The 8871-nt window shown below is 67.0% G+C and carries 9 protein-coding genes and 1 pseudogene; 2 read left to right on the top strand and 8 right to left on the bottom strand.

Translation table 11 applies throughout. The annotated features are described in order from the left end of the window. Positions 1 to 119 precede the first annotated feature (119 nt). From AWB81_RS13780 to AWB81_RS13755, 6 genes are all read right to left on the bottom strand, one after another. On the bottom strand, positions 120 to 401 hold the full coding sequence (locus AWB81_RS13780) for a hypothetical protein (protein WP_062636160.1): 282 nt from the start codon (positions 399 to 401) through the stop codon (positions 120 to 122). A gap of 180 nt (positions 402 to 581) precedes the next feature. Continuing rightward, a complete protein-coding gene (locus AWB81_RS13775) occupies positions 582 to 2042 on the bottom strand; it encodes an efflux transporter outer membrane subunit (protein WP_062636159.1) in 1461 nt (486 codons plus the stop codon). Continuing rightward, complete coding sequence (locus AWB81_RS13770) at positions 2039 to 3022, bottom strand: efflux RND transporter periplasmic adaptor subunit (protein WP_062636157.1); 984 nt, start codon at positions 3020 to 3022, stop codon at positions 2039 to 2041. Before AWB81_RS13770 ends, AWB81_RS13775 begins: the two co-directional genes overlap by 4 nt. Further along, positions 3019 to 3228, bottom strand: coding sequence for a DUF1656 domain-containing protein (locus tag AWB81_RS13765; RefSeq protein WP_062636155.1), 210 nt, complete (start codon positions 3226 to 3228; stop codon positions 3019 to 3021). Before AWB81_RS13765 ends, AWB81_RS13770 begins: the two co-directional genes overlap by 4 nt. 34 nt (positions 3229 to 3262) lie before the next feature. Continuing rightward, the gene (locus AWB81_RS13760; RefSeq protein ID WP_062636153.1) at positions 3263 to 5365 is read right to left on the bottom strand and encodes an FUSC family protein; all 2103 of its coding nucleotides are present in this window, start codon (positions 5363 to 5365) and stop codon (positions 3263 to 3265) included. Next, positions 5362 to 5880: a MarR family transcriptional regulator gene (locus AWB81_RS13755; protein WP_087134973.1), complete on the bottom strand. Its 519-nt coding sequence runs from the start codon at positions 5878 to 5880 to the stop codon at positions 5362 to 5364. The genes AWB81_RS13760 and AWB81_RS13755 overlap by 4 nt, the downstream gene beginning before the upstream one ends. A gap of 117 nt (positions 5881 to 5997) precedes the next feature. Between AWB81_RS13755 and AWB81_RS13750 the strand changes: the two are divergent. Then, a pseudogene (locus AWB81_RS13750) lies at positions 5998 to 6590 on the top strand (class I SAM-dependent methyltransferase). 10 nt (positions 6591 to 6600) lie between these two features. Then, on the top strand, positions 6601 to 7680 hold the full coding sequence (locus AWB81_RS13745) for an alpha/beta fold hydrolase (RefSeq protein ID WP_062636151.1): 1080 nt from the start codon (positions 6601 to 6603) through the stop codon (positions 7678 to 7680). A 6-nt stretch (positions 7681 to 7686) separates the two neighbouring features. On the opposite strand, the gene AWB81_RS13740 is transcribed toward AWB81_RS13745, so the two are convergent. Both AWB81_RS13740 and AWB81_RS13735 read right to left on the bottom strand, forming a co-directional pair. Beyond that, positions 7687 to 8217, bottom strand: coding sequence for a GNAT family N-acetyltransferase (locus AWB81_RS13740; protein WP_062636149.1), 531 nt, complete (start codon positions 8215 to 8217; stop codon positions 7687 to 7689). A gap of 12 nt (positions 8218 to 8229) precedes the next feature. Beyond that, the gene (locus tag AWB81_RS13735) at positions 8230 to 8799 is read right to left on the bottom strand and encodes a helix-turn-helix domain-containing protein (protein ID WP_062636147.1); all 570 of its coding nucleotides are present in this window, start codon (positions 8797 to 8799) and stop codon (positions 8230 to 8232) included. Between the last annotated feature and the right edge of the window lie 72 nt (positions 8800 to 8871).

The following is an 8871-nucleotide window of genomic DNA, read 5'->3' as shown; positions in this document are numbered from 1 at the left end:
ATGATGGCCTCTCCAGAAAGGAAAACACCCTACAGCGTAACCCGCGTGTAGGGTGGGGGTGACCATCTCATTAGCCCAGCCGTTCGTGTGGCCGGGCTTTTCATGCAGCGAGACGCCGCTTACTGCGGCTGGCCCTTGTCGTTGGTGCCGAGCGCCGATGCCGCCTTCGCCGCCGACGCACCCTTCAGGTGCGTCGCCTTGTTCTGTTGATGCAGCGTCGTGCCGCCGGTGCCCTTCTTGTGCGTCGTGTGCGGGCCCGATGCTGTCATGCCCGAATCGGGGCCTTCGGCTTTGCCGCCATCCGAGTTCGAGCCGCCGCCGCCCGCGCCCTGCGCGAATACCGGTGCCGAGAGTGCAAATGCCAGCATGCCGACTACTGCCAACTTGTTCGTTTGTTTCATCTGAAACTCCTTTTATTGAGCGGGTAGGGCCTTCGGATACGAAACACGCGCGGCACGTCCGGCCGTTGTGCTGTGCTGTCGTGACACGCTTTCGCGCCATTCATTTCGATAACACGACGTTCCATCAACGCGTGACTGTACACAAAAGTTGACAGATTCTTCAGCGACCCTGGATTCCGCCTATTTCTTCGCCATTTCCGGACGACCGTTCGCCACTGGTGTTTCCCAGCCGCCGCCGAGCGCGCGGAACAGGTTGACCTGATCGAGCGCGACCTGGCCTTCCGCTGCCGCGAGCTGCGAATTGGTCGTGGTGAGAGTGCGCGTCGCGTCGAGGTCGGCGATGAAGGACTCGCGTCCCGCGATATAGAAGCGGTGCGTCTCGCTTGCGGATTGTGCCGCCGATTTCTGCGCCGCGTGCAGCGACTCCATGCGCTCGTAGTCGGCGGCGTAGGTCGCGAGGCTCGTCTGCGTTTCGCGCAGCGCGTTGAGCACGACGCCGTCGAAGCGGGCGAGCGCGACGTCCGCGCCGGCCCGCGCCTCGCGCACGCGGCCGCGCGCGCCGTTCGCGGGGAACGTCCAGCTGATCAGCGGACCGAACCCCCAGCGCTGCGTTTCCGGCTTGCCGAGATCGGCCGCGATGCCGGTCACCCCGACCGAAGCGCCGATCGCGACGGTCGGATAGAGCGCGCCGGTCGCGACGCCGATGCGCGCCGTCGAGGCCGCGAGGCGCCGCTCGGCCTCGCGCACGTCGGGGCGGCGCTTGAGGAGCGCGGCGCCGTCGCCGACCGGCAAGGGGTTCCTGATGCGCGGCGTCTCGTGACACGCGAGCACCGCCTTCGGCAAGTCGGAGGGCGCACGCGCGAGCAGCATCGCGAGGCGGTATTGGGCGATGCGGCGGCGTGCCCGATAGCGCGGAATGTCGGCGTTGAGGGTTTCGACCTGCGTCTGGCCGCGCGTGACGTCGGGCGTGTTGCCGCGGCCGGCGTCGCGCAGCCGGCGCGTGAGCACGACGCGCTGCTTTTGCAGCGCGAGCGACTGCTGCGCGATCGCCAGTTCCTCGGCGGCTGAGCAGTTCTCGACATACGCGCGCACGACGTCCGCGACCACCGTGATGCGCGCGAGGTCGCCGGCGGCCTGCACGGCTTCGGTGTCGGCGCCGGCTGCTTCGACGCCGCGCCGGAGCGTGCCGAAGAGGTCGAGTTCGTACGAAACGCTGATGCCGATGTCGCCTTCGTTGACGACGGGCAGTTTTTCGAAGACCAGGAATTGCTCGCCCGATTCCTGCGCGCGTTTGACGGCCGCGTCGGCCTTGCCCGAGAAGCCGCCCTGCGCCTCTGCGACGCCGAGCGCTTCGCGCGAACGCGCGAGGTTCGCCGCCGCGACGCGCAGGTCGGTGTTCGATTTCAGCGCGTCCTGCACGAGGCCGTCGAGGGCCGGATCGTCGTAGAGGCGCCACCAGTATTGCGGCACCGCCTGATGGGCGACGACCGCGTCACCCGCGCCGTCGAGCGGCGCGTCCGCGAGCGGCGCGTTGACCACGGCGTCGCTGGGCAGCGAATAGTCCGGTCCTACCGTGATGCACGCGGCGAGCGCGCAGACGGCCGGCAGGAGCGCAAGGGTGAAAGCGCGCGGCGTCTTCATCGCTTGATTTCCGACGACGGTTGCGCAGCCGATGCGGCCGGAACCATCGAAGCTTCGGAAGCCGCCGAAGCAATCGGCACATTGGAGGCCGCCCGCTCCGCCCCGAGCGACGGCGCGAGCCCGCGCACCGACACCGTCGCGGTGCGCCCGGCGATCATCCGGAAGTCGGCGGGCACTTCGTCGAGCGCGATGCGCACCGGAATCCGCTGCGCGAGCCGCACCCAGCTGAACGCAGGGTTCACGTTCGGCAAGAGGTTCGTGCCCTGCGTGCGGTCGCGGTCCTCGATACCCGCCGCGATGCTCTGCACGTGACCGCGCAGCACGCCCGGCTCGCCCATGACCTCGATGTCGACCGGCTGGCCGATGTCGATGCCGCGCAGCTTCGTCTCCTCGAAATAGCCGTCGACGCGAAACGAGTGCATGTCGACGACCGACAGCACCGGCCGGCTCGCCGCCACGTATTCGCCGGTGCGCGGCGCGCGGTCGTTCAGATAGCCGTCGACCGGGCTCACGATCACCGTGCGCGCTAGATTCAGGCGCGCAGTGTCGATGGCGACTTCGGCGTCGGCGAGCGCGGCTTCGGCCTGCTGCACGCGCGAGCGCGTTTCCTCCGCTGCCTCGCGCGCGACGAGATCGCCGAGCGCGCGGTTGCGCGCGTCCTCGCGGCGAGCCTGGTCGAGCGTCGCGCGGCGCTGCTGCGCGGTCGCCTGCGCCTGCCGCAGCGTGAGCGCGTAGCGCGCCTGATCGATCACGAAGAGCGTCTGGCCTTGTTTGACCGGCTGGTTGTCGGCGACATCGACCTGCACGATCAGCCCGCCGACGTCCGGCGCGACCTGCACGACATCGGCGCGCACGTGGCCGTCGCGGGTCCAGGGCGAGAACATGTAGTAGCCGACGAGGCGCCACAGCACGAAGCACGCGACGACCACGACGACGAGCGTCAGGAGAATCTGTCCAACGGAGAACCAGGTTTTTTTCACGACATGAACCGATGGGAAAGAACGACGACAGCACCGAGCACGAGCACATAAATGCCCAGATCGAAAATCGACCGGTGCCAGACGAAGCGATAGAAGCCGACGCGCGCGAGCACCGTGCGGATCGCGAGATTGACCAGATACGCAACGAGCATCAGCACGAGAATGGCCGGCACGAAGACGCCGAAGATGTCGATTTCGCCGATCATCGGACGGACTCCACGCGGGTAAGGTGAAGGAGCGTCATGCCCAAGCCTCCGGCTGCGCAGGACCGCTCACGCCGCTCGTCTGCGGAAAAAGCGACAGCCGGATGCCGACGAGCGCGTGCAGCGCGTCGCGCAACGGGCGCGCGGGTAGCGAGGCGGCCTGCGCGCCCGGTTGCGTTTCCGCCGCCGTTTCAGTGCCGCTCGCCATCGACACGCGCGCGAGCGCCGCATCGATGGCCGCTTGCAGGCTCGCCGGGACCGGCTGGCGCTCGCGGCGCGCGACGCAGCGGTTGTAGTGATCGCGCACGCCGTCGAGCACCGTATCGATCGAGGCGCTCACGTCCTCGCCCGCGCGGCGCCGCACGCGCGTGAGATCCAGCGCGTTGAAAGCGACGCGCAGATCGCGAAAGCTCTCGATCGACGGATGGCGATGGTCGTCGGTGGCGGCGAGGCGCGGGATCAGCTGCATCAGGCGGTCGAGCATGCGCGCGGCGAGATTGCGCTGGTCGCCGTCGGGCGGCGTCGCCGTGCTCAGCACGACGTCCTGCCAGCTCGATCGCATCAGGCGCGCCGCCGCAAGCTCGGCGCCGAACGGGCGCGTCACGCGCGTCCAGATGAACGCGAAGAGCAGGCCCGCCGGCCCTGCCAGATTGCTGTTCAGGAAGGTCAGGAAATTGGCCTCGTAGGCGCTCTGGATGCTGATGAACGAGGCCGTGTTGACGGCGACGAGCATCGTCGCGAGATTGAACTGCGGGCGCGGGATCAGCGTGCCGACGATCAGGAACGGCACCGAGAACATCACGACGAGCATCGCGAAATCGTGCACGTTCGGCAGGATCACGAAGAGGTAAAGGCCGGCGAGCACCACGCTCGCGCAGGTCCAGACGAAGAACGCGAAGATCTGCGGCGCGGGTTCGTCGAGCGCGGCGAAAAAGCAGCACGCGACCGCCGCGAGCGATACGGCGGCGGCGCCGTCGTTCCAGCCGGAACTGATCCACAGGCTCGACGCGACGAAGATCGCCGCCACCGCCGAACCGGCCGAGAACAGCAGCATGCCGCGATCGAAATAGCGCGCCGAGCCGCCGAGCCGCCAGTGCTTGAAGCGCGGCCGCCATGCGCCTTTCTCGCGCGCGATCAGAAGGCGCAGCGCGCGGCAGTCCTGCCAGACATCGACGAGTTGCTTCAGGCGCCACAACGCGTTCGACATGAGCGCGCCTTCCCAGGCCGCGAGTTCGGCCGCCGCCGGTTCGAGCGCGGCGATGCGCTCGCGCAGACGGTCGGCTTCGCGCTCGGCGGCGTCGTTTTCGGAGAGCGGCTCATCGAACCATTTGACGACATCGGCGAGCAGCGCCTCCAGCCCCGCCGGGCGCGCCTTGGCGCCGCCGAGCAGCGCGATCAGCGGATCGGCGAGCGCCGAGACGATCGGCAGTAGCAACTGCATGCGCCCGCGCAGCGCATGCGCGCGCGCGAGGATGTCTGGGCGCGTGTGATCGTAGGCGAGCTGGCTCAGCAGGAATTCGAGCTGGTTGACGGTCGCGGCGAGCCGCTGGCGCGCCGCGGAGATCGGCTGACCCGCGATGCGCCCGGAGAGCGTTTCCTTGACGTAGAACGCGGCGTCGCGGAACCAGGCGTCGGTGCGCACGACGAGCGCTGGCGCCAGCCGGCTCGGAAACACCGCTCCGCCGACGACGCTCGCGCAGACGATGCCGAGCAGGATCTCCTCGGTCCGCGTGATAGCGAGGTCGAAGATGCCGGCCGGGTTCGTCACGGCGGGCAACGCGATCAGCGGCAATGTGTAGCCCGCGAGCATGAAGACGTAGCTCCGCGCGGTGCGGTCGGAAATGGCGAGATAGAGCAGCGTGCCCGTCCACAGCGCGACGACGAAGCTGAACAGATACGGCGACTCCACGAATGGCGGCACGAAGAGCACCGCCGCCGAGGCGCCGAGCATCGTGCCGAGCGCGCGGTAGAGCGCCTTCGAACGCGTCGCGCCGACGAACGGATTCGACACGATGTAGACCGTCGCCATCGCCCAGTAGGGACGCGGCAGTTCGAGCCGGAGCGCGATGTAGAGCGCCAGCATCGAGGCGGTGAAGGTCTTCAGCGAAAACAGCCAGTCTCGCGCGGACGGTAGCGTCATGGTGCGGTGTCCGGGCGCTTCGGATTGCGTTGGGCGGACTCCTGGGCGGGTTCCTGGACCGGAGCGCGTCTGGGCGCCGCCACCCGTTTCGACCCGTTGAAGAGCGTCAGCACCCGCAGCGTGGCTTCCAGATCGGCGCGGCTCACGCCTTCCAGCACTTCGGCGCGCAGCCCGGTCAGTTCCTTCTCGATGGTCGCGGTGATCGCGCGGCCTTCGTCGGTCAGGGAAATTGTTTTCGCGCGGCGGTCGTCGGGGTCTTCGTCGCGGCGCATCAGGCCGGCGGCGCACAACTGGTCGAGCAGGCGCACGAGCGACGGACCTTCGATACCGACCTGCTCGGCGAGCGTCACCTGCCGCACGCCCGCGCCGAGCCTGCCGGCGATCAGGAGCGGCGCGGCACAGGCCTCGGAGACGTTGTAGGCGGCGAGCAGTCCGTGGCTCGCGCGCCGCCACTGGCGGGCGGCGGTCACGAGCGTACTGCTCACGGCGAGGCGCAATGCGTCGAAATTTTGCATGGCGCGCATTATATTTTGAGATCAATTCGTTAGCAAGCTATCGAAATGGACACGAACGGACGTGCCCGGGCTACATTGCTGATCGGCGGTTCTTCCACAGCGCACCGAGTTTTCGGGATGGATACACAAAACTTGCAGACGTATGACGCCGATGCCTGCCGGCTACGCGAAGCAATGACGCGAGCAGCCCGCGCCGGACGACATGTACGCGCTCCTTGCGCGGCACTTCAGGCCGGGACCGACGGTCGACATCGGCTGCGGGGCGGGGCGCGATGTCGCGTGGCTCGCGTCGAACGGTTTCGAGGCGCGCGGCTTCGACGCATCGGAAAGTCTGCTGCGCGAAGCGCGTGAGGCGTATCCGTCGATCGGATTTGCGCATGCGACGCTGCCGGATCTTGCGGGCGTCGAGCGCGGACACTACGAGAACGTGTTGTGCGAGACGAGTGATCATGCATTTGGATCCGGCTGCGATCGGCGCGGCGGTGCGCAACCTGATCGCGATATTGCGTCCGGACGGCACGCTTTATTTGAGCTGGCGCGTGACCGACGACGCATCGATGCGCGATCCGTCCGGGCGGCTCTATGCCGCTTTCGACAAGCGGGCCGTGCTCGACGAACTGCCTGCGGACGCGGCCGTTCTCGTCGACAGCGACGTGGTGAGCGCGTCGTCCGGTAAGCGCATTCAACGGCTGATCGTGCGGAAGGCATGAGGAGAGACGAGTGTTGAGAACGACCTTCGCGGTGTTTGCACTCTCGATCAGCGTCACGGCGATGGCGGCCGCGCCGCCCGAAACCACCGATCTGGCGCCCCAGACCGCCGACTTCATCGCGAAGGATTTCCACTTTTCCGAAGGCACCACGCTGCCGGAAATCCGCATCCATTACGTGACGCTCGGCACGCCGCAGCGCGACGCCGCCGGCCATGTCACGAATGCCGTCCTGCTGCTGCACGGCACGACGGGCACGTCGCAGGCGTTCCTCACGCCGCTGATGCGCCGCGAGCTCTTCGCGCCGGGCGCGCCGCTCGACGCGCGCCGCTATTTCATCGTGATTCCCGACGGCCTCGGCCGCGGCGGATCGAGTAAGCCGAGCGACGGCATGCGCACGCGTTTTCCGCATTACGGCTACGGCGACGTGATCGAAGCGAATCACCGGCTGCTGGTCGAGGGACTGCGCGTGACGCACCTGCGGCTCGTGCTCGGCACGTCGATGGGCGGTATGCAGACGTGGATGTGGGGCGAGCGCTATCCCGACATGGCCGACGCGCTGATGCCGATCGCGAGGCAGCCCGTCGCGATGGCGGGGCGCAACTGGTTCTGGCGGCAGATGATCGTCGGTGCGATTCGCAATGACCCCGGCTGGAACAACGGCGACTATGCTTCCCAGCCGACCCAGTGGATCCGCACGATGCCGGTCTTCACGATCATCACGGGCAACGCGGCGCGCATGCAGCGCGACGCGCCGGACCGCGCGGCGGCGGCGAAGGCGTACCAGTCGGCGGTCGACCAGTCCGCAAAGTACGATGCCAACGATGCGCTCTATTGGTTCGAATCGTCGTGGGACTACGACCCCGCGCCGCAACTCGGACGCATCCGGGCGCGCCTCTACGCAGTGAATTTCGCCGACGATCTCATCAACGCGACGGATCTCGGCGTGATGCAAAAGCTCGTCGCGCCGATACGGAACGCGCGCTATGTGGAAATGCCGGAGGGCGAGGAGTCGTATGGACACCAGACGCTCGCACATCCTGAGGTGTGGAAGAGGTATCTTGTGGCGTTGATGGGGGAGGCGGGGCAGTAGGGAACGCTATAAAAGCTGCTTGTGGTAAAACGTCGTTCCGCAGAATTCGCCGTCAGGCATCAGCGCGTAATTCGGCACTTCGCCGACACGTTGCCAGCCCGCGCGCTCATAAAGCCTTTCGGCATCGCCTCCGGTCACGGTATCGAGCACGAGCACGGACTTGTTCTCCTCCCGCGCTGCGCGTTCGGCCTCCGCCATCAGCAGCCGGCCGACTCCGCACCGCCGAGCCTGCCGGTGTACCAGCATCTTTGCGATGTCCGCGCGATGCGGCTGGTTCTCCGGCTGCGCGGTGGCGACTTGGACAGTACCGACGATCCGTCCGGTTCCGTCTTCGGCGACCAGCAGAACGAGTTCCCCGCGCGCGACGCCTTCGGCGACCATTTGCCAGAATGCCACCGCCTTCTCGCGGGAAATCGGCAGCATGAAGCTTACCGATGCGCCGCCTTCGACGCAGTCGATGAGCACATCGGCCAGACCTTCCACGCACGCTGCCGCTTCAATGGTGCTGGCACGGCGCACTGTCACAGTGTCGATCATCCGTTGTTCCGTTCATTGAGGGAGGGTGGTGAGCGCCACCAGATACCGCGCTGCCTTCCTGGTGGGATTTCTGAAGGCGGTGGGGCAGTCCAGCCGCATCGCGAGGCAGTCGCCGGCCTCGAGCCGCCAGCGAGTTTCGCCGACAGTTATTTCCATCGCGCCCTCGAGTAACCAGACCTGCTGGAAAATCCGGGCGTCGCGCGAACTTGTGTCGTAGTCGACGCGCCGGCCAGCGGGAAACCTGACCTCGACGAGTTGGATCGGTGAGCGTGCTGCGGGCGACAGGTGACGCCGGATGTATTTGGACGCGGGATCGGTCCAGACCGACTGTTCAGCGGCGCGGGAAACCGGCGATGGCTCGACGGCCGGTGCGACGCTTTGTTCGAACAGCGAGGCGAGGGGCACATTCAGGGCGGTCGCGAGTTTGTCGAGAACGGTCGCGGTGGGACTGCTCTGTCCGCGCTCGATGAGCGAGATATTGGAGCGGCTCACTGTGCTGCGTTCGGCCAGCGCGTCGAGCGACCAGCCTTGCGCGTCTCGCAGCTCCCGAACGCGGCGCGCGATGAGGGCATTGATTTCCATGTCATCCAGTTTAATGGATTCTATATCCAGTAAACTAGAACAGACGTTTTGTTCTGTCAACGGAGGCACGGC

The sequence above is a fragment of the Caballeronia arationis genome (assembly GCF_001544975.2).
GTDB classification, from domain to species: domain Bacteria; phylum Pseudomonadota; class Gammaproteobacteria; order Burkholderiales; family Burkholderiaceae; genus Caballeronia; species Caballeronia arationis.
Note: the sequence above shows the minus strand (reverse complement) of the source record. Positions and strands in the feature narration are given on the sequence as shown.